Genomic DNA, 24,587 nt, shown 5'->3' with positions numbered 1-24,587 from the left:
CGACGCCGATGCTGCCTCTCGAACGCCGACTGCAAGAGCGCTTCCCGCAATGGTTCCGCGGCCGCCGCGCCAGCCTGGCGCGACCGCTGCTGCGCACCCTGGGGCGCTGGTCGCGCTTCGACCTGGTCGACCGCTTCCTGGCCGAGAACGGCCACCTGCGCGACTTCGCCTTCGTCGGCGGCGCCCTGGATTTCCTCCAGGCCCGCTACCTGGCCGATCCGGCCGAACTGGAGCGGGTCCCGGCCCGCGGCCGGCTGTTGATCGTCGCCAACCACCCCTCCGGCGCGCTCGACGCCCTGGCCCTGCTCGACGCGGTCGGACGGGTCCGGCGCGACGTGCGCATCGTCGCCAACGACCTGTTGTCGGCGCTGGAGCCGCTGTCGGGGCTGCTGTTGCCGGTGCGGATCCTGGGCGGCCGGCCGAGCGCCGAGAGCCTGCAGGCGATCGAGGCGGCGCTGCGCGCCGAACAGTGCGTGATCGTGTTTCCCGCCGGCGAGGTCGCCCGGTTGGGCCTGCGCGGCGTCGCCGACGGGCGCTGGCGGCGCGGCTTCCTGAGTTTCGCCCGCAAGACCGGCGCGCCGGTGCTGCCGGTGCGGATCGAAGCGCGCAACTCGGCCCTGTTCTACGGTGCTTCGGCCCTGTTCAAGCCGGCCGGCACCGCCCTGCTGGCGCGCGAAATGTTCGCCCGCCGCAGCCGCCGCATCGCCCTGCGCATCGGCCGGCCGCTGCAACTGCCGACCGACGGCGACCCGCAGCAGCTGCTGCGCGAGGTGCGGCGCGAACTGCACGCGATCGGCACCCCGCGCGAACGCGCCGCGCCGGTCGGCCCCGAGCCGCTGGTCGAGGCCGTCGACCCGGCCCTGGTCCGGGCGGGGGTCGAAGCGATGGAATCGCTGGGCCACACCCTGGACGGCAAGCAGATCCGGGTCGGACGGCTCGATGCCGGCGCGCCGCTGCTGCGCGAGATCGGCCGCCTGCGCGAGCTGACCTTCCGCGCGGTCGGCGAGGGCACCGGCCAGCGCCTGGACGTGGATCTGTACGACGGCTGGTACGAACACATCGTGCTGTGGGACGCGGCGGCGCAGCGCATCGCCGGCGCCTACCGGATCGGCCGCGGCAGCCGGTTGCTGGCCGAACGCGGTCTGGCCGGGTTCTACACCGCCTCGCTGTTCCGCTTCGCCGACGATGCGGTGCCGCGCCTGGCCCAGGGCATGGAGCTGGGGCGCAGCTTCGTCGTGCCGGAGTACTGGGGCAGCCGCAGCATCGACTACCTGTGGCAGGGCATCGGCGCGTACCTGATCCGCCAGCCGGGCGTGCGCTACCTGTTCGGTCCGGTCTCGATCAGCGCCGCGCTGCCGGCCGACGCGCGCGAGCAGATCGTCGCCTACTACGCCCGCTACTACGGCGCCGCCGAAGCCGATGCGGTCTCGCGCCAGCCCTTCGTCTACCGCGCCGCGCCGCCGCAGTTCGACGCCGTCGACGCGGCGACCGCGTTCCGCGTGCTCAAGAACAATCTCGATGCGCTCGGCGCGACCCTGCCGATGCTGTACAAGCAATACACCGACCTGTGCGAACCCGGCGGCGCGCGCTTCCTCGCGTTCGGCGTCGATCCGGCGTTCAGCGACGCGGTCGACGGCCTGATCGAAGTGGACCTGCTGCGGCTGCGGCCGAAGAAGCGCGAGCGCTATCTCGGCGCAGTCGCCGCCGCGCCGACGGCCGCCGGTCCCGCCATCGGTTCCGACGCCGAGTCCGTCGCCAGCGAGGCCGTGCCATGAGTCCTGCATCGATCGCGCAATTGCCGCTGCGCCGGCGGGCGGTGTTCGTGTCCGATGTGCATCTCGGATCGAAGCACTGCCATGCCGCGGAGCTCGCCGATTTCCTGCAGGGTCTGCGTTGCGATCGCCTGTACCTGGTCGGCGACATCGTCGACCTGTGGTGGATGTCGCAGCACCGGGCCGCCTGGGGCGCCGCCCAGTACCGGGTGGTCGAGGCGTTGCACGCGCTGACCCGCGCCGGCACCGAGCTGATCTACGTGCCGGGCAACCACGACCGCTCGATCCGCCGTTTCTGCGGCCTGGCGCTGCCGCGCATGCAGGTGCGCCGGCGCGCGATCCACCTCACCGCCGACGGTCGCCGCCTGCTGGTGGTGCACGGCGACGACTACGACGCCGCGACCCAGTTCGGCGGCATGCAGGAAAAGTTCGGCGACTGGCTGTACGAGCGCATCCTGACCGGCAACCGCCTGACCAACCGGGTGCGGCGCCGCTTCGGCCTGCGCTACTGGTCGCTGGCCGACTTCCTCAAGCGCCAGAGCGGCGCGGCCGAACGGTACATCGCCCGCTTCGTCCAGGCCGGCCTGAGCGATGCGCGCCGGCGCGGGCTGGACGGCATCGTCTGCGGCCACATCCACCGCGCCGCGTTGTTCGAGCGCGAGGGCTGCGTGTACGCCAACGACGGCGACTGGGTCGAAAGCCTGACCGCGCTGGCCGAGGACCCCGACGGTACGTTGCGTCTGCTCGCCCACACCGGCGAGACCCTGGCGCTGTTGCCGGCGCGCGCGCCGCGCCGCCTGCCCGAGGCGGTGCCGCACGCGGCCTGAGCCGGCCCTGCGGAGCACGGGTTCGATGGCCCTCCCTCTTTCCAGGACGGAGAGAGGGAGGGCCGGCGTGGGGCGGGCTCAGGCCGGAGCGCCGCCGATCGCGCGCCGCAGCGCGGCCCGCGCCAGCAGCCGGGTCGAGTCCAGGGTCGGCAGCGGCGAATTGGCGTCGTCGACGATCAGCGGAATCTCGGTGCAGCCCAGCACCACCGCGTCGCAGCCCTGCGCCTGCAGTCCGGCGATGACCTCGAGGAAATAGGCGACCGTGGCCGGCTCGAAGCGGCCGTAGACCAACTCGTCCATGATCAGCCGGCCGATCCGCGCGCGCTGTCCGGCGTCGGGGCGGCGGTACTCCAGGCCGAGGGCACCGAGCTTGTCTGGATAGACCTCGCTTTCGACCAGCCATTGCGTACCGGTCAGGCCGAGGCGGCGATAGCCGCGCGCGGCGGCTTCCTGCGCCACCACCTCGGCGATGTGCAGCCACGGCAGCGGCGAGCGCGGCAGCACGTAGGACATGGCCTGGTGGATGGTGTTGTCCGGGCAGATCAGCAATTGCGCGCCGGCGCGGGCCAGGGCCCGGGCCGAACTCAGCATCAGTTCGCCGACCCCGGCGATATCGCCGCGGTCCAGGCACTCGACGTAGTCGGCCAGCGACAGGCCGTGCAGGGAGACGGTCGGGTGCGCGTGCGCGCCGAGCAGGGGCGCGGCTTCGGTGCAGATCGTGCGGTAACACAGCGCGGCGCCTTCGGCGGAGCAGGCGACGATACCGATGTGCAAGGGCGTGGCGTCGGTCATGCGCGAGGTCGGTCGGGACGGGGCTGCGAGTATGCGTCGCCGGCGCGCGCCCGTGCAGGGCCGCGCGGCAACGAAAAACAAACCCGGGCCGGTCGCGGCTGCGGTTAGCATCCGCGCATGGATTCCCTGACCCAGATCGTGCTCGGCGCCGCCCTCAGCGCCGCCATCGCCCCGCCGCAACATCGCCGCGCCGCCCTGCTGGCCGGCGCCGCGCTGGCGACCCTGCCGGATCTCGACGTGATTCCGGTCAACCTGCTCACCGCCGACCCGGTCGAGCGCATGACCTGGCACCGCAGCCTCAGTCATTCGTTGTTGGTGCTGCCGTGGCTGGGCTGGTTGATCTGGGCGTTGTTCCGCCGCCGCGGCGGCCGCGTCGCGCAGGCGCCACGGCGCTGGTTCTGGGCGATGCAGGCGGCCTTGCTGACCCATCCGGTGCTGGATGCGTTCACCGTCTACGGCACCCAGCTGTGGTGGCCGCTGCAACCGCCGCCGGCGATGTGGTCGAGCGTGTTCATCATCGATCCGCTGTACACCGCGTGGCTGGCGATCGCCTGCCTCTGGGCCTGGTTCGCGCGCGAGCGGCGCAGCGCCCAGCCGGCCTTGCTGCTGGGCCTGGCCGTGAGCACGCTGTACCTGGGCGGCTCGTTGTGGGCCAAGCACCGGGTCGAACGCGCCGCCGAACCGGCGCTGGCCGAGCTCGGCCTGCGTGATGCGCCGCGCTTTTCGGTGCCGATGCCGTTCAACATCCTGCTGTGGCGGGTGGTGGCGATGACACCGGACGGTTTCGTCGAGGGCGAGCGCTCGCTGGCGGCCGATCGCGGGCCGATGCGGTTCCGCTTCTATCCTTCCGACACGGCGGCGTTCGCGGCCGTCGCCGACTACCCGGCGGTGCGCCGGCTGCGCTGGTTCAACCACGGTTTCATGAAGGCCGAGCAACGCGACGGCCAGGTGGTGCTGACCGATCTGCGCATGGGCGCCGAGCCCGATTACAGCTTCCGCTTCGTAGTCGCGCAGCGCGACGGCGAGGGCTGGCGCGAAGTCCCGCCGCAGCAGCTGAAATGGCCCTGGGACGCGGCGCGCAAACTGCCGGCGATGTGGACCCGGATCTGGCGCGAACCCGGGCCGGCCGGGACTCAGGCGCAGGCGCGGCCGGCGACGGCCGCCGGCGCAAGTTGAACGCCGCGGCGTCTCAGTAGACGGTCGCGCGCGCTTGCACGAAGGAATAGAAGAACACGGCGTTCGGGTCGTTCTGCACCTGATGCATTTCCCGGCGCATGCCGTCGACCACGTCCTGGGTGACGCAGCCGGCGCCTAGCAGCTGGTCGGCCGCCGACAGCAGCAGCTCTTCCCAGAACGCGATCATGGTCTTGCGCCGCGCGGGTTCGCGGTTGTCGAAGTAGAAGGTCTTGATCTCGGTGTTGACGTCGCGGAACCCGCCGGCCAGCAGCAGATTGCCGAGCTTGGCGCCGACGAAGGGATCGCCGCCGCTTTCGTACTGGAAATCGTTGAACGCCATCCAGTACCGCCAGACATAGGGCGAATAGGGGTCGAGCAGGAAGGACGAGTTCATCACCTCGGTGATGTATACCGGCGAGCCCGGCGACAGCACCCGGCGCACTTCGTTCAGCACCCGCGCCGGCGAGGGCACATGCTCCAACACCCAGCACAGGAAGGCCGCGTCGAAGCTGCGCGGCTCGAACGGCAGGTCGGTGGCGTCCGCGCGCTGCAGCGAGTAGCGGCCCTGCATCCACGGCATCCGGCCCAGGTTGTCGCGGGCGGCGTCGAGCTGCGCTGCGTTGAGGTCGACGCAACTGACGTGCAGGTCGGGGAAGCGACGCAGCAGGATCTCGGTCTGCGCGCCGACGCCGCTGCCGACTTCCAGCAGCCGGCGGGCGCTGCCGTAGTCGATGTTGTGGAAGATCGTCGATTCGGCCAGCCGCGCCTGTTTCACCAGGCGCGCCTGCTCGGTCGGCGAGAATCCGTGCAGGTAGGGAAAATCGGTGGTCGCGGCGGATTCGCTCATGGGGACCTCAGGCGGCGGAGGCCAGCGCCGGGCTGACTCCGGCGACCAGCGCATCGAAGTAATCGCGGGTCAGGCGCAACTGCAGCTCGGCGCTGTCGGCGCGGTTGACCACGCTGCGGAAGGCGGCGTTCTCGGGGCGGTCCTTGGCGTACCAGCCCAGGTGCTTGCGCGCGATGCGCACGCCGGAGACTTCGCCGTAGAAGGCGTGCAAATGTTCGAGGTGGCCGAGCAGCCAATCGCGCACCTCGCTCAGCGCGGGCGGGGCCAGCTCTTCGCCGCACTCCAGGTAGTGGGCGATCTCGCGGAAGATCCACGGCCGTCCTTGCGCCGCGCGCCCGATCATGACCGCGTCGCAGCCGGTATGGGCCAGCACCGCCGCGGCCTTGCGCGGCGAATCGATGTCGCCGTTGGCGATCACCGGGATGCTCAACGCGGCCTTGATCGCGGCGATGGTGTCGTACTCGGCCTGGCCGGTGTATTGCTGATCGCGGGTGCGGCCGTGCACGGTCAGTGCGGCGATGCCGGATTCCTGGGCGATGCGGGCGATGCTCGGGGCGTTGCGTTGGTCGTGGTCCCAGCCGGTGCGGATCTTCAGGGTGACCGGCACCTCGACCGCGTTCACCACCGCTTCGAGGATGCGCGCGACCAGCGCCTCGTCGCGCATCAGCGCCGAACCGGCCCAGGCGTTGCAGACCTTCTTGGCCGGGCAGCCCATGTTGATGTCGACGATCTGGGCGCCGTGGTCGACGTTGTAGCGCGCCGCCTCGGCCATCACCTGCGGCACCGTGCCGGCGATCTGCACGCTGATCGGATCGGGCTCGCCGGCATGGTCCATGCGGTGGCGCGACTTGGCCGTGGTCCAGAAGCGCGGGTCGCTGGTGGTCATCTCCGACACGCACAGACCGGCTCCCAGGCGCTTGCACAGCACCCGAAAAGGTTTGTCGGTGACCCCGGCCATGGGGGCCAGGATCACGCGCGGGGCGATGGAATGTCGACCGATCTGCATCCGCGCATTGTATCGGCTCGGGCCGGACGGGGCCGCGACGGCGGGACGTTCCGCGACGGGCGCCCGGCGCGGCGCGCGGCCGGGTTCGCAGACCGGATACGGCGACGGCGCCGCGGGGGCGGCGCCGTCGGCAAGCGGCGGGGCGACGGCCCCGGCCGCGATCAGGCGGTGGTGTCTTCGACCGTGGTGGTCGGGCCGTTCTGTTTGACCGAAGCGATGCCGTCGTCGCGCGCGGTCTCGCTGGAGTACAGCTCGCTGGTGCCGATGACCTGGTGGTTGGCCGCGGTCAGCACGAAATAGGGCTTGGCGTTGCTCGAGGTCTTGCGCGTGTAGCGCTCGTCGTTCGGGCTGTTGCTTTGCACCGAGGCGATGCCGTTGCGGCAACCGCTCTTGTCGCCGTAACCCTCGCTGGCGAGGATAGTCTGGCCGTTGCCGGCCTTGAGCACGAACTGGAATTCGCCGTTGCTGCGCTTGCTGATGACGTACTTGCCGGCCATGTGTGTCCTTCCCTCGTTATCGTGGACGCCGCCCTGGAATGAGCGGTTCGACATCCTGCTATACGAGCGTAGAACGAAGATGTGAACGCGATCCGGCCGGCCCGGCGCGAAGCCGGCGCGGACGGCGGACCGCCGCGAGGGACGGCGTTCCGCCGGACACAGGGTTCAGAACTCGTAGCGCAGGGTCGCGCTGAGGCTGCCCTGCTCGCCGTAGCAGCGGTACAGCCGGCCGCTGGCGCAGCAGGACAGGGAGCCCTTGCCGAGCAGGTTGCCGGCGTTCAGGCGCAGGCTCAGCCCGCACAGGGTCGGGTACAGGCGGCCGAGCTCGTAGTGCCGCGACAAGTCCATCCGAGCGTAGGCCGGCACCTTGAGGCGGCGCGTTGTCAGTGCCCTGCTTCCGGTAGGGGCGGCGCGAGCCGCGACGACCGGAGCGATGCGATTCCACATTGCGTCCCGCAGCGAAACACACCACGCGCTGCATGCATGCGTGCGGCGCCACAGCCTGTGAGGTGCGTCGCTGGCGCACATCGCTGCGGTCGTCGCGGCTCGTGACCAGGGGAAATCCCCGCGGCACGCCGCTCCTGCAATAGCGCTCAGCGGCCGCGGCGGCGGCGCCAGAACAGGAAGCCGGTGATCAGCAGGAACGGCGGCGCCAGGCCGACGATCGCGCTGAGGGTCTGCCAGGCGCGGCCGCCGACGAAACCGCCGTGCAACGGATAGATCGCCTCGTAGAGACGTGAGCCGCGGCCCTGGCGGGTCGCATCGAGGGTGCCGAGCACGGCACCGCGATACGGATCGACCCACACCTGCGAGCGCCCGACCGGATGCCATTCGCCCGGCGCGCGGGCGCGGATCGAGACCAGGCCGCTGCCGGCTTTCGGCAGACCGATGCGGCGCAATCGAGCGCCGGCCATCGCCCCGCCCGGTGCCACCGCGGCATCGGCGGCGCGCAGCACGCCGGCCCAGTCGATCGGAGCTTCGCTCGCCGCCAGCGTCGGCGGCTTGGCCGGTTTGCCCTCGGCGAAGGCCGCGCGCAGCGCATTGCGGGCGATCTCGTCGTAGACCATGGCGGTGCCGGTCAGCGCGGCCAGCAAGGTGAGCGGCAGCAGCCACAGGCCCAGGCCGCGGTGCCAGCTGAACCAGCGTCGGGTCGGCGGACCGCGGTACCAGCGCAGGCTTGCGCGCCAGGCCGACCAGCGCGGCCACCACAGATACAGGCCGCTGAGCAGCAGAAACAGGGCGGTCAGGCCGGCGACGCCGAGCACTTGCTCGCCGTTCTTGCCGGCCAGCAGATGGGTATGCAGATCGCGCAGCCACAGCAGCAGGTCGTTGCCGGTGTTGCGGGTCAGCAGCAGCTCGCCGCTGGCCGGATCGAAATAGCGCCGCTCGTTGTGGGGGAAGTACGCCTGCCATACCGGCAACTGCGCGCTGGGCAGATCGAGCGAACTCATGCCCTGCGCCCGCCAGTGGCAGACGATGCGGTCCAGCGCTTGCGCACGTTGCGCCGGCGACGGCAGGGCATGTCCGGCCAGTTGCGGATAGGCCCACAGCATCAGCTCGCGCTGGAACGCGAGCACGGTGCCGGACAGCGCGACCGCGGCGAACACCGCGCCCGCGCTGAGCCCCAGCCACAGGTGCAGCCACTTCAGCGCACCGCGCAGGCGTTGGCGGAAGGGGGCGGGGGCCTGGCGGGGACTCATGCTGGGCGCGGCGGCGACGGTCGGTTCAGAAACGATACGACCAGTTGACGTTGAACACCCGTCCGCGCCCGGCGACGTAGGTGTCGTTGCGCGGCGTGCTCTGCGAGTAGTAGGTCACGTACTGCTCGTCGAACAGGTTTTCCACGCCGAGATTGAGCTGGCCGACCGGCAGCTGCACCCGCGCCTGCAGATCGACGGTAGCGACGCCGTCGGTGCTGGCCACGCGCACGCCCTTGGAATCGAAATCGCGATCGAAGGCGCGGCTGCCCTGCAGGCGGGTCGAGACGCGGTCGTTCCAGGTATGGTCCCAGAACGCGGTCAGGCGGTCGGGGCTGATGTTGATGCCCGGCAGGTCGCTGTCGACGCGGTCGTCGCCGTCGCTGTCGTAGCGGCCCTTGGCGCGGGCGTAGCCCAGGCCGACCCGGCCGGCGTCGGAGAACTGGAAGGCGACGTTGCCCTCTATGCCGCGGATCTCGGTGCGCTCGCGGACCACGTTGTAGCTTTGGGTGTTGCGGTCGAAGGCCAGGCGCGAGCCGAGGTCGGAGTCGGACCCGTACGCGGCCAGGTGCGCCAGCCAGCGGCCGTTGTCGAAATCGACGCCGACTTCGCGGTTGTCCGAGACCACCGGCGACAGATCGACCAGGTGGTCGACGCGCTGGTTCGGCGCGGTGATGCCGCGCAGCACCCGGCCGATGTCGGCGACGGTATAGCCCTCGGAGTAGGAGGCGTAGAACTTCAGCGCGTCGCTGGCTTCGAACACCGCGCCGAAGTTGGGCAGGGTCTCGCGTGTCTTGGGCGAGCCGCCGCGGACGAAGCGGCTGCCGCCGGCGTTGGCCGGGATGGTGGTGAAGTCGTCCACCCGCAGCTTGCCGCGCTCGTGGCGCACGCCGGCGGTCAGCATCAGCTTGTCGGCCACCCACCATTCGGCCTGGACGAACGGCGACCAGGACTCGTACTGCGTTTCCGGCACCCACTTGAGCTTGGCGACCACCAATTCCTGATAGGTCTTGTCGCGGTTCCAGTCCAGGCCCAGGGTGGCGCGCAGGTGCAGGCCGAACAGGTTGTCGCGCGACCAGCCGAACTTGGCGCCGAGCTTTTCCGACACGTTCTGCGACTGGTCCCACCAGTGCCGGTCGCGGCCGTCGCGCCAGAAGTCTTCCCAGTCGGTGGCGCCGTACAGGCCCTTGAAGTCGACCCAGAACAACTGGGCATTGAAGTAGCCGCCGGCCAGCGACTTGTCGCTGTAGTCCAGGGTCAGCGAAGTCGAGCGGTTCTGCGCGCCGCGGCCCTCGCGGCTGCCCGGCGCCGAGGTCGCCAGCTTGCCGGTGCGGATGTCGCCGTTGACGGTGATGTAGTCGTTGTTGCCGCGCAGCTGGTAGCGGTTGGCGGTCAGCTGCAGGCGCTTGTCGGCGTCGATGTCCCAACCGGTCTTGGCGAACAGGTTGTAGCTGCGCGCGTCCATCAGGTCGCCCTGGATGTCGTTGACCGCGATCGCGTCGCCGTTGCCGTCGTAGTACAGGCCTTCGCTGGCGTAGCTGACGCCGCCGACGAAGTCGACCGCGCCACTGCGGACGCCGAACAGGTAGGAGCCGCGGTAGCCGACGCTGTCGCTGCGGTTCGGCAGCGCGGTGCTGGCGCCGAGGCTGAGCTCCTGGAAGCGCTCGCCGTCCTGGCGCGGCGCGCGCTTGGTGATGATGTTGATGATGCCGCCGGACGCGCCCAGGCCCTGCAGCGCGTTGGCGCCGTGGATGACCTCGATGCGCTCGATCATCGCCGGGTCGATGGTGTGGCCGTCGCGGCCGCCTTCGCGCAGCGGCGTGGACTGCGGCACGCCGTCGACCAGGTACAGCGGCTTGCGCCCGCGCAGGGTTTCGCCGCCGTTGGTCAGCTTCTGCCGCGAGGGCGAGAACGAGGGGATCAGGTTGGCCAGCACCTGCGACACGTCCTGGGTCACCGCCAATTGCTGCCGCAGCTGTTCCTGGTCGATCACCGTGATGGTGTTGGCCAGCGCCGCTTCCGAGTTCGGCACGCGGCTGGTGCTGGCCGAGACGGTCACCCGGTCGAGGTCTTTGGCCGCGTCGGCATGGGCAAGGGGCGCGGCGAGAGCGGCCAGCACGGCGCTGGCGAGGAGCGGGAGGCGGGGCATGCGGAGGGGGCCAGAGAACTGCGACAGGGTCCGCATGTTAATGCGAACCATTCTCAAATAAAAGTTCGACTGAGGACAACGCCGCGGATGTGCGTCCTCGAAGGACAGAAATCTAATTTTTTCAGATGTTTAGCGACATCGGTACGCGGCCGGGGCGGGTTCGGAGACGAAGCCTGCGTCGCGGGCGTGCCCCGCGGTCGCGGCGCGCGCCGCTCCTACAGGGGGCGTGGCGCCGGAGCCCCTTTGTAGGAGCCGCGCAAGCCGCGACCGCGACAACGCCGCTGCGGCGAAACCTCCGGCGCGGGCCGCGACAATCCGACTGCGACAGAACCTGCGCTGCGAACGGCGGTCCGCCGGCGCCGCGGCTCAGCCGAACCGCGCCCGGACCTCGGCGTCGCGCGGCATCGCCGCGGCCGCGCCGGGGCGCTCGGTGGACAAACCGGCGTAGCGGCTGGCGTAGGCGATGTGGCGCTCGAACGGCGCCGCCGGATCGCGCGCCAGGGCGGCGGCGAGGGCGCCGTTGAAGGCGTCGCCGGCGCCGGTGGTATCGACGGCGTGTACGGCGGCGGCGGGGCAGCGGTAATACGCCTGGGCGTCGCCGCGCAGGGCGCCGTCGGCGTGCGAGACGAAACAGCCGGCCTTGCCCAGGGTCACCACCACGCTGCCGTGGGCCAGCAGGGCGCGGCAATGGCCGTGCAGGACCGCGTCGTCGAGTCCGGCCAGGGCATCGGGATCGAGTTCGACGCCGGTGCGCCGGCGCAGTTGGGCGCAGAACTCGGTTTCGTTCGGAGTGATCACGTCGGCCAAGGCCCACAGCGCGTCGCTGGCGACCGCGTCGGCCGGGGCCGGATTGAGCAGGGTCACGGCGCCGGCGCGGCGGCCGTGCGCGAATGCGGCGCAAGCCGATTCGACCGGGGTTTCCAACTGGCTCAACACCACCCGCGCGGCGTCGAGCGCGTCGGCCTGAGCTTCGACCCAGGCCGGCGACAGCTCGGCGTTGGCGCCGGCGCCGATGACGATGCTGTTGCGGCCGTCGGCGTCGACGTAGATGCCGGCGGTGCCGGTCGGCCGATCGCTGCGCAGATCGTGCAGCTCCAGGCCGTCGCCGGCGGCGAGCGCGCGCGCCAACTGGCCGCCGGCGTCCTCGCCCAGGGCGCAGACGAAGCGGGTCGGCGCGCCTGCGCGCACCGCCGCGATGGCCTGGTTGAAGCCCTTGCCGCCGGGACCGGTGTGGTAGGTGCCGGCCAGGGTCTCGCCCGGGCGCGGCAGCGCCGGCAGCGACCAGACGTGGTCGACGTTGAACGAGCCGACCACGACGACGCGGCCGCTGGTTTCCTGACGCATGCGCTTAGGCCGAGAAGTGGGTCAGCACGCCGGCGATGGTCGCGGTCATGAAGGTCGCGATCGAGCCGCCGAGCACCGCGCGCAGGCCGAACCGGGCCAGATCCTGGCGGCGCTCCGGGGCCAGCCCGCCGATGCCGCCGATCTGGATCGCGATCGAGCTGAAGTTGGCGAAGCCGCACAGCGCATAGGTGGCGATCAGGCGGCCTTCGTCGCTGAGCGCGACGCCGGCGACCTTGCCGTTGACGATGTCGGCCAGGTGGGTATAGGCGACGAATTCGTTGAGCACGACCTTCTCGCCGATCAGGCCGCCGACCACGTTGGCGTCGGCCCACGGGGTGCCGATCACCCAGGCGATCGGCGCCAGCACGAAGCCGAGCAGGGTCGACAGGTCGGTCGGCTTGCCGATCGCCGCGGCCAGGCCGGTCTGCTCGCCGAGCCAGGTCAGCGGTGCGTTGACCAGGGCGATCAGGGCGATGAAGGCCAGCAGCATCGCGCCGATGTTCAGCGCCAGGCGCAGGCCGTCGCCGGCGCCGGCGGCGGCCGCGTCGATGACGTTGGCGGTGTGCTTCTCGACTTCCATCTTGACCGTGCCGCGGGTCAGCGGTTCGCCGGTTTCCGGCACCAGGATCTTGGCGATCACCAGGGTCGCCGGCGCGGCCATGATCGAGGCGGCGAGCAGGTGCTTGGCGTAGAAGGCCTGGGCATCGGCGTCGCCGGCGCCGAGCATGCCGACGTAGGCGGCGAGCACGCCGCCGGCGATGTGGGCCATGCCGCCGATCATCATCGTGATCAGCTCCGACTCGGTCATCTTGGGGATGTAGGGGCGCACGGTCAGCGGCGCCTCGGTCTGGCCGATGAACACGCTGGCGCAGACGCTGGTGGTCTCCGCGCCGGACACGCGCATGACCTTGGTGATCGCCCAGGCCATGCCGCGCACCACCGCCTGCATCACCCCCAGGTGGTACAGCACGCCCATCAGGGCGGCGAAGAAGATGATCGTCGGCAGCACCTGGAAGGCGAAGATGAAGCCGAATTTGCTGACGTCCATCAAGTCGCCGAAGATGAACTTCGAGCCGGCGCCGACGAACTCGAGCACGTGCACGAAGCCCTTGCCGATCGCGTCGAATACGTCCTTGCCGCCCGGCACCAGCAGCACCACGGCCGCGAAGGCGACCTGCAGAGTGATGCCGGTGGCCACCAGCTTCCAGTCCACCGAACGACGGTTGACCGAAAACAGCCAGGCGATGCCCACCAGCACCGCCAAACCGAACAGGCCGAAGCCCACGCGTACGATCGAATCCACTCCACTCTCCCCGGCGCCGGAGCCCCGGCGGCTTGTCAGCGTTCTAATAGTCGGCGCAGCCTAGTGGCTGGCCGCGCCAGCGGCAAGCCGCTGAGGCGCCGGAAGCGCCGGATGGGGCCCCGATCCGGGCCGGATCGGCGCCGGATCCGCGCACGATGGGCTCACGGCGCGGCCGCGCCGGGATGCGGCGGAGCCAGGCCGCGCGGCCGCGGCGACGGCGACCTCCCCGATCGAGGCGATTTCGTTCAGATATCCCGCGCCACGACCCGGTTGCGCCCGGACTGCTTGGCCCGCTGCAGGCGCTGGTCGGCACGGCGCAGCAGGCGCGACAGGTCGCCGCCCTCCTGCGGGAAGGTCACCAGGCCGGCGCTGAAGCTCAGCCACAGCGGTTCGCTGCCGCGGCCGGGCTCGAACGGGCGCTCGGCGACGGTGCGGCGGATCGCATCGACCTCCTCGAAGGCGGTGCCCAGCGGCTTGCGCATGACCAGCAGGAACTCGCCGCCGCTGAGCCGGACCAGCCATTCGCTGGGCTCGGCCTGCTCGCGCAGCACCGCCACCAGATGGCGCAGGCTACGGTCGCCGAGACGGTGGCCGAATTCGTCGTTGATGCGCTTGAAGTGGTCCAGGTCGATCAGCGCCAGGGTCAGGCTGCCGCCGTCGCGGCGCACGGTGTCGAACAGGCGCGGGATGCGGTGGGTCAGCCAGGTCCGGTTCGGCAGCCGGGTCAGGCCGTCGGTGCCGGACATCTCGATCAGGCGTTGCATCCGGTACACGACCATCGAGGTCGCCACGGTCATCATCGCCAGCAGCACCAGGCGCTGGGTCTGGCTGCCGACGGTGACCGCGCCGTAATCGCTGGACAGCAGGTCTTCCGGCGAGGTCGCGGCGGCGAACACGCCCACGATCAGCAGGCCGTACTCGGCCAGCGCCAGCAGGCCGGCGAACAGCGCCACCCGGCCGTCGCTGCGCAGCGCGGTCAGCAGGATCGCGAACAGATAACCGCACCACACGATCAGGCTGTTGAGCCCGGCCGGCAGGTGCTGCATCGCCAGCGCGATCAACACCAGGGTGGTGGTGGTGACGTCGAACGCGGCCGTGACGAAGGGCAGCCAGCGATAGCGGCGCTGGCGCCGGGCCAGGGCCAGCCACAGCTGCGAGAACACGTTGACGAAGATCGCGCCGCCCAGGCCGATCAGGGTCTCCTTGACGCTGCCGCCGCCGATCGCGTTGAACAGCGGCAGCAACAGCAGCATCGCCGCCAGCAGCGCGCGCAGCCGCGCCACCAGCAGTTCGCCGCCGGCGCCGATCTCCAGCATGATTTCGTCGGGCCGCACCAGTAGCGCCAGCACCACGCTGCGCAGCCTCCCGCCGATGCCGTGCATCCTTACCCGACTCCCCGTTTGCGGTCGCCGCGAGCATAGCGCGAGCGGCCACCGCCGGGGCCTGGAATCAGCCGATTCCGCGCAAAGCGACCCAGATCGCGAGTGCGGCGAACACCGCCGCAGCCAGCAGGCGCGCGGTCTTCAGCGGCAGGCGGTCGGCGAAGCGGCTGCCGAGCAGGGCCACCGGCACGTTGGCCAGCAGCATGCCCACGGTGGTGCCGGCGATCACGCCCCACAGCGGCTCGTAGCGGGTCGCCAGCAACACAGTCGCGACCTGGGTCTTGTCGCCGATTTCGGCGAAAAAGAACGCGATGGTGGTGGCGAGGAAGGCGCCGCGGGCGGAAAAACGCGGTTCCTCGTCGTCGAGCTGGTCGGGCTTGAGGGTCCACAGTGCGACCGCGAGGAAGCTGGCGGCGACGACCCAGCGCAGCACTTCCGGGCGCAGCCATTGCGCGACCAGAGTGCCGAACCAGGCGGCGAGGGCGTGATTGAGCAGGGTCGCGACCAGGATCCCGGCGATGATCGGCCCGGGCTTGCGGAAACGAGCGGCGAGCAGCAGGGCCAGCAACTGAGTCTTGTCGCCGATTTCGGCGAGCGCGACGGTGCCGGTCGAAACCGCGGTGGTGGCGACCGAAACCGGCAGGAAGGACAGATCCATGGAAACTCCGGGGTCGGGCATTCGCGTGGACGCGAAGGCGGACGCCGCGCGGCCCAACCCGGGTTACGCGCAACGCCTGCCTTCGGTCTTGCCCGTGGTGGCTGGCGGCCGCACCGGAATGCCGGATCGCGGACCTGCTGGCTGCCGCTCATGCGCCATGGCCGGCCGGCCAAGTGTGTTGACGCATGCCCCCGCGGACTCGCGTCGGCGGGTGGGCTACTCCCCGGAGGAGGAAAGTGTGGCGATTGTACGCCAGCCGCGGCGCAGCGCAGCGAATGAGAATGTTTCGCAACCGGCGGGTCGGGACAAGCCGCGCGCCGCACGCCGCCGCGTGGAAGCGCGCGAGGCGCGGGCCAGAAGCGGGTCAGCGCGGGGTTAGAAGCGACGCAAGTCGCGACCGCGCCAACACGGCCGCCACGCAGGTTACCCGCGGCGCAGCGATGGCTTCGACCGCGACGCTTTCTTCCGCAAGCGCTGCGTAGGCCGCGACCCGGGGACGCGACGGACCCCGCGGCCGACGTTGTCGTTGCGGTGGCGCGGTCGCGACTTGCGCCGCTCCTACACGGGGCGGTTCTGGTAGGAGCGGCGTGAGCCGGACCGGAGGCGCCGCGACCGCCAACTAGCGATGCCGTAGCCGACGTTCGCGGTCGCGACCTGGGTCGTTCTCCTGCCCCTGTGCGATCGCGGCGCTCAGGGCTGCGAACACGGCGGGCCGGCGTTGTCTTCTGCGAACAGGGTCGCGAAGCCGCCGGGCATGATCCGCGGCAGCCGTTGCAGCGGCGGTTTGACGGCGGGGAAGTAGTCGCGCTGCCATTGCGCCGCCAGTGCCGCGGCGGCCGGTTCCAGCGCGGCGTAGCGGGGTTCGGGCGGATCGGCGTTCTTGCCGGCCAGGCGGCCGACCAGCAACCGCATCGCCCGCGCCTTGGTCGGGTCGTTCGGGATCAGCCCGGCGATCGGCGAGGAGTTGTCGCTGTAGGCGACCATCAGGTCGAACACCGAAGGCAGATAGCCGGCCTCGAACGAGAGCTGCAGCATGTTGCCGGCCTCGGCGCGCCAACGGTCGAATTCCGGCGTGGCCATGCGCGAGTAATCGGCCAGCACCGAATCGCCGCGCGCGTAGCGGTACATCGCCTCGGGTTCGCCGGCCAGCGCCGCTTGGCGCAGATAATGATTGCCCTGGTGCCAGGCGTCTTCGGGCGCGTTGCGGCATTCGGCCAGCAACTGCCGCGCACGGCCGACAGTACGCTCGTGGTAGGCGCGTTGCTCGGCCGGCATCTGGGTGCGCGAATTGGCCTCGGCGTTGGCCAGCACCTGTTCGGCCGGGGTCAGGTCGACGCAGCGCAGCAGGTCGACGCCGAGTTCGCAGGCCGCGCGGCTGTCGCCGCTGTCGGCGCGTTGCTTGAGGTCGGCCAACTGCGGGTTGCGGTAGGCCGGGCCGCGGCTGGGTTCGATCTTGCGCTCGGTCTGCGCGGGCGCGTCCGCCGTGTCCGGAATCTCGTCGGCGGCAGGCGCCTTGTCCGCCGCAGGGGCGGGGTCGGGCGGGCGCGACGGTTCCGGCGCCCTTGCGCGCCACAGTTGCCAGCCCAGCAAGGCGACCGCGATCGCGATCAGCGTCGCCGGCAGCAGTCGGGTACTCGATTTCGCCACGCGCTGTCCTTCGCCTTTACGTCCGTGGGCGTAGCATGCCCGCAATCGCCGATCCGCGGAGCGCCGCCATGCAATATCGTCGACTGGGTTCGTCCGGGCTGCAATTGTCGGCGCTGTCGTTCGGCGCCTGGGTCACCTTCGGCGGGCAAATCGGCGCCGAGGCCGCGCGCGAGCTGATCGCCACTGCCTGGGACCACGGGATCAATTTCTTCGACAACGCCGAGGGCTACGCCAACGGCGAGGCCGAACGGGTCATGGGCCAGGCCCTGGCGCAACTGCGCCTGCCGCGCGACGGCTACTGCGTGTCGAGCAAGGTCATGTTCGGCGCAGTCGACGATCCGCGTCCGACCCAGAGAGGCCTGTCGCGCAAGCACGTGGTCGAGGCCTGCCACGATGCCCTGCGCCGGCTGCAGGTCGAGCATCTGGACCTGTATTACTGCCATCGCCCCGATCCGGACGTGCCGATCGAGGAAACGGTATGGGCGATGGACGGCCTGATCCGGCAAGGCAAGGTGCTGTACTGGGGCACGTCGGAGTGGCCGGCGGCGTCGATCCGCGAGGCGCACAAGGTCGCCCGCGCCCATCACCTGCATCCGCCGACCATGGAGCAACCGCAATACAACCTGCTGCACCGCGAACGGGTCGAGTTGGAGTACGCGCCGCTGTACGCCGAACTCGGCCTGGGCGCCACCACCTGGTCGCCGCTGGCCTCGGGCCTGCTGACCGGCAAGTACCGCGAAGGTTTTTCCAGCCAGGGCCGGCTCGGCCTGGCCGATACCGCCTGGCTGCAGCGGCTGGTGGTCGGCGGCTCGGAGCAGCGCCGGCTGGCGCGGGTCGAGGCCTTCGTGGCGATCGCGCGCGAGCTCGGCGAGCCGCCGGCGCCGCTGGCGATCGCCTGGTGCCTGCGCAATCCGCATGTATCCAGCGTGATCCTCGGCGCCAGCCGCAGCGACCAGTTGCGGCAGAACCTGCAGGCGCTGGACCTGGCCGCGCGGATCGGCGAGGCGGACTGGCTGCGGATCGAGAACGCGGTGGCCTGAGCGGATACATGAACGGGACTGGGCGTCGGCGCGGTAAGGCGATGGCTTTGCCTGGTTTGACCTCAGTCGCAGATCGGAGGCGCGGGGTGTTGACGCTCAAATGAGAATCATTATCATTTTTATCCGAGCCCACCCCCCGAGCGAGTCACCGCCATGTCTCTGCGCAACCCGGTGCTGCAGCTGAAGCCCCGTACTGATCGTTCCGTGTCCGTCGTCGCGCCGGCCCCGGCCGTTGCCGCCGTCGCTCCTGCGTCCGTGACCTCGGCCGTCGTCGCCGCGGCCCAGGGCGTTCTGGTGGAAAGCACCGCGTTGCTGCGCGGCGCGCGCGAAGTGTTGATCCGCCACGGCGGCGAGGTCTACCGCCTGCGCCACACCCGCAACGACAAGCTGATCCTGACCAAGTAAACCGGCGTTCGGCGCGGCCCGGCCAAGCGCGAGAAGGCGACATCCGTTTCCGCCCAGGCCGGTTCGCTCCAAACAACCCCGTGATCGGCGCGCACCGCCCCAGCCCGGAGCGGCGGAGTCCCGCTTTTCCGGTTCGGTCGGTCCGCACCGACGACGCTCTCTCCCCACGTCGGTCCTTTGCGCCGTGCACGGCGCAGCGCGACCGCGTCGTCGGTGCGCAACGCCATCGCCCGCGCCACCCGCACCGCACCCGACCCGGGTGCGGTGCGCTGCGTCGGCTTCGCCGACCCGCCAGCACCTTCTCTCTCCAAGGCTGCCAGCCCGATCCCAGCGGATGCCAGCTCGCCTCGGCCCTCCCTCTCCATCGTCCGAGCCGAAGCATGTCCCGCGTCCATACCCCGTTCGTCTGCGTAAACTCCCACGCCCGCTCCCGTCCCGCCCGCTGCGCGCTCGCCCTGGCCCTGAGCCTGGCCTTGCCGGTGCTGGCCCACGCCGCCGACGCGCCCGATGCGTCCGGCGACGTCAACGAACTGCAGCGCGTGGTGGTCAGCGCGACCCGCACCGAACGCGCCGTGCAGGACGTGCCGGCGACGGTCGGCGCGATCGACCGCGAGCGCATGGACCGCGAACTGGTGCGCGACCTCAAGGACCTGTTTCGCTACGAGCCCGGGATCGACGTCGGCGCCAATCGCGAGCGCTTCGGTCTCGGCGACATCCGCATCCGCGGCCTCGGCGGCAACCGGGTGCGGGTGCTGGTCGACGGCATCTCGGTCTCCGACGGTTTCTCGATCGGCAGTTTTTCCAGCGCCGGGCGCAACTTCGTCGACCTCGACACGGTCAAGGACGTCGAGATCGTGCGCGGCCCGAGCAGCGCCCTGCACGGTTCCGATGCGCTCGGCGGCGTGGTCGCGTTCGTGACCAAAGACCCGCAGGACTATCTGCAGGACGGCGCCGGCAGCTATTTCGGCCTCAAGCTCGGTTACCAGGGCAAGAACGAAAGCCTGTTCGGCGGCGCCACCGCGGCGTTCGGCGGCGAGCGCTGGTCCGGTTTGGTGGTGCTCAACCACCATCAGGGCGAGGAAACCCACAACCAGGGCGAGCGCGCCTCGCTGGACGCGCGCCGCACCCGGCCCAACCCGCAGAGCAACGACGGTCGCAGCCTGCTGACCAAGCTGGTCTACGCGCCCAGCGACGACCAGCGTTTCCGCCTGACCGTGGAAGGCAGCGAGGACCAGACCGATACCGACGTCTACAGCGCGCGCGGCACCGCCTTGTCGATGCCGGGCGCGCCGGCGGTGCGGGTGCTCTCGCAGACCGGCGACGACCGCCAGACTCGGGTACGGCTCGCGTTCGCGCACGAGATCGATGCGCTCGACAGTGTGCTGACCGACTCGCTGCGTTGGCAGGTCTACCGCCAGGACAGCGAAACCAACCAACGCACCCGCGAACACCGGGTCAGCGTGGTCGGCGGCCGCGAAGTGAGCCCGACGCTGCGCCTGCGCGAATTCGACTTCGACCAGCGCGTCTACGGCGCCGAAGCCACCGCGCACAAGGACTTCGCCACCGGCGCGGTCGAGCATACCCTGACCTACGGCTTCGAATACGAAGCCACCGAGTTCCGCCAGAAGCGCGACGGCCGTGCGGTCAATCTGACCACCGGCGCGGTCAGCAACGCGATCCTGCCCGATGTGTTTCCGGTGCGCGATTTCCCGGTCAGCAAGACCCGCAACGCCGGCGTGTTCGTACAAGACGAAATCCGCTTCGCCGACGGCGCGTTCCGGCTGGTCCCGGCGGTGCGGGTGGACCGCTACGAGCTGCGGCCGCAGAAGGACGCGATCTGGAACGGCGACAACCCTGGGGTGCAAGTCAGCGACCTCAGCAAGACCAGCGTCTCGCCCAAGCTCGGCGCGGTCTGGCACTTCGCCGCGGATTGGTCGTTGTACGGCGGCTATCAGCGCGGCTTCCGCGCGCCGCCCTACAGCGACGTCAACCTGGGCTTCACCAATCTGCAGTTCGGCTACACCGCGATCCCGAACCCGGACCTCAAGCCGGAGACCAGCGACGGCTACGAGGTCGGCCTGCGCTTCAGCAATACGGTCGGCTACGCCCAACTGTCGGCGTACTACAACGACTACCAGGACTTCATCGAGTCCAACCGCCAGGTCAGCGCGCCGCCGCAGACGCCGTTGATCGTGTTCCAATCGCAGAACGTGGCCAAGGCGCGGATCCGCGGCGTCGAGCTGCGCGGCGGCATCGACTTCGGCGCCTGGTCCGAGGCGCTGGCCGGCTGGTCGCTGCGCGGCGCGGCGGCGTACAGCAAGGGCGAGGACAAGACCGCGGACCGGCCGCTGGAGTCGATCGCGCCGCTGACCGCGAGCCTGGGCGTCGCCTATGACCGCGAGGCCTGGGGCGTCGAGCTGGCCGGGCGTTTCGCCCGCCGCAAGACCGATCTGCCGGTGCCGGGCCGCTTCGCCGCGCCGGGCTACGGCGCGCTCGACCTGCTCGCGCGCTGGGACTTCGCGCCGGGGGCGCGCTTCAACGTCGGCGTGTTCAACCTGACCGACAAGACGTACTGGGAGGCCGGCGACCTGCCGGGCCTGAGCGCGTCCAGCGCCGTCCTCGACCGCTACACCGCGCCCGGCCGCAATGTCGGCGCCAGCCTCTCGGTGAGCTGGTAAGCCATGCGCGCGCCGTTGCGTTCGGCCGGCGCCGATTCCGCTGCCTTGCCGGCGCCGGAACGCCTGGCCGCGGTCGCGACGGTGTTGTGCGCGTATCCGCCACGGCATCGCGACGCGCTCGACGGCTGGCTGCATGCCCGGCGCGCCGAGCGCCTGCTGCGCCGCGACGGCGAGGACCGCTGCGAGGCCCTGCTGTTCCGCGACGACGGCGGGCGCGCCTGCTGGTGCCTGTACCTGTTGCCCGACAGCGATTTCCTGGCCTGGGACGACGCCATCGCGGCCTTGCCCGCCTGCCGCGGCGGCGAAGCCCGCAGCGGCGCCTGGGCGCGCCTGCGCCGGCGCTGGTTGCGCCGGCTGCGCGGTCGTTGGCAGGCACAGATCCTGCGCCTGCAGGTGCTGGCCGACGATGCCGGCCACTGCATCCTGCTGGCCGACCGCGCCGAGCCGTCGGCGTTGGGCCTGGCGCACGCGCAGCGCATCGCCGCGGCCGAAGGCGCGCGCCTGCGTGCGCAGGCGGACGCTTGTTGTTGCCTGGCTTCGCGCCGCGCCGCGCGCGATCCGGCCGCGGCATCGGCCTGAACCGCGCGATCGCCGTTGCTTCCTTCCCGATCCCCTCCGCTTCTTCCGACGAACCACGAGTTTTCGCCATGACCCGACCGTCCCACCGCGCCAGCCTGCTGGCGATCTGCCTGATGACCCCGTTCGCCGCCGTCGCCGCCACCGCGCCCGAACGCGACCGCGCCTCGATCCTGGCGATGCAGGGCGAATACATCGTCGATTTCGCTTTCGACGAAACCGTGCTGCTCAAGCCCGGCTACGAGCGCGCGCCGGCGATGCGCAGCGGCGGCAACGAGACGGTAATCGTGGTCGAGGACCGCCCCGGCAAGATCGTGCTGCAGCACATCCTGGTCGACGAGAAGAGCGGACACGTGACCAAGCACTGGCGCCAGGACTGGACGTTCCAGGCCCCGCAGCGCTTCGAATTCAGCGCCGACCAGACGTGGCAGGTGCGTGCGATTCCGGTCGAGCTCAATCGCGGCGCCTGGACCCAGTGCGTGTACGAAGTCAGCGATGCGCCGCGCTACTGCGGCACCGGCCGCTGGGACTACGCCAACGGCACCGCGACCTGGACCGGCGACCCGAGCTGGCGGCCATTGCCGCGGCGCGAATACACCAAGCGCAGCGACTACAACGCCATCGTCGCGGTCAACCGCCATACCCTGACGCCGAACGGCTGGACCCACGAGCAGTTCAACACCAAGGTGCTGCGCAAGCCCGACGGCAGCCAGCAGGAGCTGGCCCGCGAGTTCGGCTTCAACGATTACCAGAAGACCGGCGAAGTCGACTTCAAGCCGGCCTATGCATACTGGGATGCGACCAAGGGCTATTGGGCGCAGGTGCGCGAGCGTTGGGAACGCTACCTCGGCCAGGCGCCGGGCGTGCGCCTGAAGACCCAGGTCGACGGCATGGCGATGATCGTTCCCCTGTTCGAACAGGCCGGACAGCGCGAGCAGGGCAAGCCAGTCGACGAGGGCCGGATCGATGCGGTGTTCGCCAAATGGGTCGAGCGCGCGCCAGTCGAGTGAGGCGAGGGACGCGTTCGCGGCGCCGGCCGAACGGGGAACGGCGCAATGCACGAGGCCGGAGCGCGAGCTCGGGCCTCGATCGTATGCGCGCCGCGAACGGCGCGCTTCAATACACCGCGACCTGCGCGTTGCCGGTCCAGGTCGGCGGCGCCGGTGGCGCGAAGGCCACGGCCGGCGGCCGTGCCAGAGCGCTGCGCTTCGGCGGCGGTGTGGGCGGTGTGGGCGGCGTCGGCAGGTCGGACGCGGATGGCGGCGCGGGCGGTGCCGGCGGAGGCGGCAGGTCCGGAGCGGACGGCGGTGCGGGCGGCGAGGGCGGTGCGGGCGGACGCGGCGGCGTCCAGCTGATCGCCTTCGGTACCTTGAGCTTGGCCTGGGCGTTGCGGCGGTCGCGCAGATAGTCGACCGCGACCTGGCTGCCTTCGGCTTTGCCGCGCAGCGCTTCCATCGCCTGCCGCGGGGTGTCGACCCGACGGCCGTCGATGCTCTGGATCACGTCGCCGGCTTCCAGGCCGGCCAGTTCCGGCCCGGTGCTGAGCACCAGCACGCCGTGCTGAGCGCCGAAGTAGCGGCCGAGCTTGGCGTCGACCGAGGCGAGGTTGAGGCCGTTCCAGCGCAGCGCCTCGCTGATCGCCGGCCACTTGCAGTCGCCGCCCTTGCACAGGTCTTTGCGGCTCACCCGGATCACTTCGCTGCGCACCTGCGGCGCGACCGCGGCGGCGACGGCCGGTGCGATCGCGGCGTCGAAATCGAAGTCGGCGCCGTCGAATTCGAAGGCCTCGCCGTCGCCGATGCGGTGGATGCGCACTTCCCGGCGCAGGCCGGGTTCGGCGCCGTCGATGCGGTCGAGCACCACCATCCGGTTGCCGAGTTGCGGGACGACCGCGAGCGTGGCGTCGCGGCCGTCGCGGTGATAGCGCAGCTGGGCGGGGCGCTCGGTCTGCAGCTTGCCGAGCAGGGTGCGGGCCTTGGCCAGGCGCGCGTCCTCGTCGGCGCCGTCGATCGCGCTGCCGTCGATCGCCAGCAGGCGATCGCCGCTGCGCAGGCCGGCCTTGGCCGCTGCGCCGTCGGGGGTGACCGCGAGCACGCGCACGCCGGCCGCGTCGTCGGCGTCGATGATCACCCCCAGCAACGGCCGCTTGATCCGTTGCGCGATCGGCGCCGGGTGGCCGTCCGGGTGGGCAATGACGATGGTCTTGCGCTGCGTTTGCGGTGCGGCGGCCGGCTCGGCCGCGGAGCTGGCCGCGGCGACGCTGGCCAACGCGCCGGCGACGGCGGCGGCGAGCAACAGGGGGATCAGGATCGGGCGTTGCATGGCGGTCTCCGCGGTGATGCTGGATGGTCGGTGGGGCTGGATGGGCGGACGGCGGTCGAAGGAGGAGCGATCGATCTGGAGCGGAAGATCTGGAATGGAAGGTCTGGAGCGGGCGGTCGGCAGCGGGCGATCTGGAGCGGTCCGGCGGCGCATGCGGGGCGGGCTCAATCGACCCGGACCAACGCGTCTTCGTAGCGTTCGCCGCGAGCGGCGTACCAGCGCTGCGAGCCCTCGACGCCGGCCAGGGCGCGCAAGGCATCGACGCGTCGTTGCCACAGCGCCACGCGTTCGGCTTCGGCCAGGCCGGTGCCGGACAGGGCCTCGTCGATCGCGGCGATGCCGCGGTCGAGTTCGGCGCTCATCACCGTCGCCGCGCCGCTGCCGACGCGATCGTCGCGGGCGAGGGCGACCAGGGATTCGAGTTGCGCCGATTCGCCTTGCAGGCGCGCCAGTGCGGCGGGGGGGGGAT

At 70.9% G+C, this 24,587-nt stretch carries 21 protein-coding genes and 1 pseudogene; 8 read left to right on the top strand and 14 right to left on the bottom strand.

Annotation, left to right across the window (positions count from 1 at the left end):
* The first annotated feature begins 8 nt into the window (after window positions 1-8).
* Together TX83_RS09685 and TX83_RS09680 are read left to right on the top strand one after the other, a co-directional pair.
* A complete protein-coding gene (locus TX83_RS09685; protein WP_064747736.1) occupies window positions 9-1,775 on the top strand; it encodes a GNAT family N-acyltransferase in 1,767 nt (588 codons plus the stop codon).
* Window positions 1,772-2,599: a UDP-2,3-diacylglucosamine diphosphatase gene (locus tag TX83_RS09680; protein ID WP_064747735.1), complete on the top strand. Its 828-nt coding sequence runs from the start codon at window positions 1,772-1,774 to the stop codon at window positions 2,597-2,599. Before TX83_RS09685 ends, TX83_RS09680 begins: the two co-directional genes overlap by 4 nt.
* Window positions 2,600-2,677: 78 nt before the next feature.
* Here TX83_RS09680 and TX83_RS09675 read toward each other — a convergent pair whose 3' ends face one another.
* Window positions 2,678-3,391 carry an aspartate/glutamate racemase family protein gene (locus TX83_RS09675; RefSeq protein ID WP_064747734.1) on the bottom strand — a complete coding sequence of 238 codons (714 nt, stop codon included), beginning with the start codon at window positions 3,389-3,391 and terminating at the stop codon, window positions 2,678-2,680.
* A gap of 117 nt (window positions 3,392-3,508) precedes the next feature.
* Here TX83_RS09675 and TX83_RS09670 point away from each other — a divergent pair, with 117 nt between their 5' ends.
* Window positions 3,509-4,567 carry a metal-dependent hydrolase gene (locus tag TX83_RS09670; protein WP_064747733.1) on the top strand — a complete coding sequence of 353 codons (1,059 nt, stop codon included), beginning with the start codon at window positions 3,509-3,511 and terminating at the stop codon, window positions 4,565-4,567.
* Window positions 4,568-4,580: 13 nt separating this feature from the next.
* On the opposite strand, the gene TX83_RS09665 is transcribed toward TX83_RS09670, so the two are convergent.
* The 11 genes from TX83_RS09665 to TX83_RS09615 form a co-directional block, all read right to left on the bottom strand.
* Window positions 4,581-5,414 (bottom strand): class I SAM-dependent methyltransferase, encoded by an 834-nt coding sequence (locus TX83_RS09665; RefSeq protein WP_064747732.1) that lies wholly within the window; start codon window positions 5,412-5,414, stop codon window positions 4,581-4,583.
* Between the two features lie 7 nt (window positions 5,415-5,421).
* Window positions 5,422-6,420 (bottom strand): tRNA dihydrouridine synthase DusB, encoded by a 999-nt coding sequence (gene dusB, locus TX83_RS09660; RefSeq protein WP_064747731.1) that lies wholly within the window; start codon window positions 6,418-6,420, stop codon window positions 5,422-5,424.
* Window positions 6,421-6,581: 161 nt separating this feature from the next.
* Entirely contained in the window at window positions 6,582-6,917 is a 336-nt protein-coding gene (locus tag TX83_RS09655; RefSeq protein WP_064747730.1) for a YegP family protein, read from the bottom strand.
* A 165-nt stretch (window positions 6,918-7,082) separates the two neighbouring features.
* Window positions 7,083-7,265, bottom strand: coding sequence for a hypothetical protein (locus TX83_RS09650; protein WP_064747729.1), 183 nt, complete (start codon window positions 7,263-7,265; stop codon window positions 7,083-7,085).
* 245 nt (window positions 7,266-7,510) lie between these two features.
* A complete protein-coding gene (locus TX83_RS09645; protein ID WP_064747728.1) occupies window positions 7,511-8,617 on the bottom strand; it encodes a PepSY-associated TM helix domain-containing protein in 1,107 nt (368 codons plus the stop codon).
* A gap of 25 nt (window positions 8,618-8,642) precedes the next feature.
* On the bottom strand, window positions 8,643-10,763 hold the full coding sequence (locus TX83_RS09640; protein ID WP_064747727.1) for a TonB-dependent receptor: 2,121 nt from the start codon (window positions 10,761-10,763) through the stop codon (window positions 8,643-8,645).
* A 366-nt stretch (window positions 10,764-11,129) separates the two neighbouring features.
* Window positions 11,130-12,107, bottom strand: coding sequence for a ribokinase (locus TX83_RS09635; RefSeq protein ID WP_064747726.1), 978 nt, complete (start codon window positions 12,105-12,107; stop codon window positions 11,130-11,132).
* A 4-nt stretch (window positions 12,108-12,111) separates the two neighbouring features.
* Window positions 12,112-13,410 carry a NupC/NupG family nucleoside CNT transporter gene (locus TX83_RS09630; RefSeq protein ID WP_064747725.1) on the bottom strand — a complete coding sequence of 433 codons (1,299 nt, stop codon included), beginning with the start codon at window positions 13,408-13,410 and terminating at the stop codon, window positions 12,112-12,114.
* A 245-nt stretch (window positions 13,411-13,655) separates the two neighbouring features.
* Window positions 13,656-14,792, bottom strand: coding sequence for a GGDEF domain-containing protein (locus TX83_RS09625; RefSeq protein WP_064747724.1), 1,137 nt, complete (start codon window positions 14,790-14,792; stop codon window positions 13,656-13,658).
* A gap of 67 nt (window positions 14,793-14,859) precedes the next feature.
* Window positions 14,860-15,450 carry a TMEM165/GDT1 family protein gene (locus tag TX83_RS09620; RefSeq protein ID WP_064747723.1) on the bottom strand — a complete coding sequence of 197 codons (591 nt, stop codon included), beginning with the start codon at window positions 15,448-15,450 and terminating at the stop codon, window positions 14,860-14,862.
* Between the two features lie 690 nt (window positions 15,451-16,140).
* Entirely contained in the window at window positions 16,141-17,097 is a 957-nt protein-coding gene (locus tag TX83_RS09615) for a hypothetical protein (RefSeq protein ID WP_064747722.1), read from the bottom strand.
* Window positions 17,098-17,165: 68 nt separating this feature from the next.
* On the opposite strand from TX83_RS09615, the gene TX83_RS09610 reads away from it, so the two are divergent.
* From TX83_RS09610 to TX83_RS09590, 5 genes are all read left to right on the top strand, one after another.
* Complete coding sequence (locus tag TX83_RS09610) at window positions 17,166-18,137, top strand: aldo/keto reductase (RefSeq protein ID WP_064747785.1); 972 nt, start codon at window positions 17,166-17,168, stop codon at window positions 18,135-18,137.
* 153 nt (window positions 18,138-18,290) lie between these two features.
* Window positions 18,291-18,542: a hemin uptake protein HemP gene (gene hemP, locus TX83_RS09605; protein WP_064747721.1), complete on the top strand. Its 252-nt coding sequence runs from the start codon at window positions 18,291-18,293 to the stop codon at window positions 18,540-18,542.
* Window positions 18,543-18,922: 380 nt separating this feature from the next.
* A complete protein-coding gene (locus tag TX83_RS09600) occupies window positions 18,923-21,220 on the top strand; it encodes a TonB-dependent hemoglobin/transferrin/lactoferrin family receptor (protein ID WP_428992554.1) in 2,298 nt (765 codons plus the stop codon).
* A gap of 3 nt (window positions 21,221-21,223) precedes the next feature.
* Window positions 21,224-21,799: a hypothetical protein gene (locus tag TX83_RS09595; protein ID WP_064747720.1), complete on the top strand. Its 576-nt coding sequence runs from the start codon at window positions 21,224-21,226 to the stop codon at window positions 21,797-21,799.
* 113 nt (window positions 21,800-21,912) lie between these two features.
* Complete coding sequence (locus TX83_RS09590) at window positions 21,913-22,806, top strand: DUF6607 family protein (protein ID WP_186442571.1); 894 nt, start codon at window positions 21,913-21,915, stop codon at window positions 22,804-22,806.
* A gap of 106 nt (window positions 22,807-22,912) precedes the next feature.
* Here the strand turns inward: TX83_RS09590 and TX83_RS09585 are convergent, their stop codons facing one another.
* Window positions 22,913-24,118 carry a PDZ domain-containing protein gene (locus tag TX83_RS09585; protein ID WP_064747718.1) on the bottom strand — a complete coding sequence of 402 codons (1,206 nt, stop codon included), beginning with the start codon at window positions 24,116-24,118 and terminating at the stop codon, window positions 22,913-22,915.
* A 164-nt stretch (window positions 24,119-24,282) separates the two neighbouring features.
* Window positions 24,283-24,587, bottom strand: a pseudogene (locus TX83_RS23305) (hypothetical protein); the annotation flags it as partial.

It is taken from the genome of Lysobacter antibioticus HS124, assembly GCF_000336385.2.
In the GTDB taxonomy this organism is placed as follows: Bacteria; Pseudomonadota; Gammaproteobacteria; order Xanthomonadales; family Xanthomonadaceae; genus Lysobacter; species Lysobacter firmicutimachus.
This window is presented reverse-complemented; position numbering and strand designations above follow the sequence as displayed.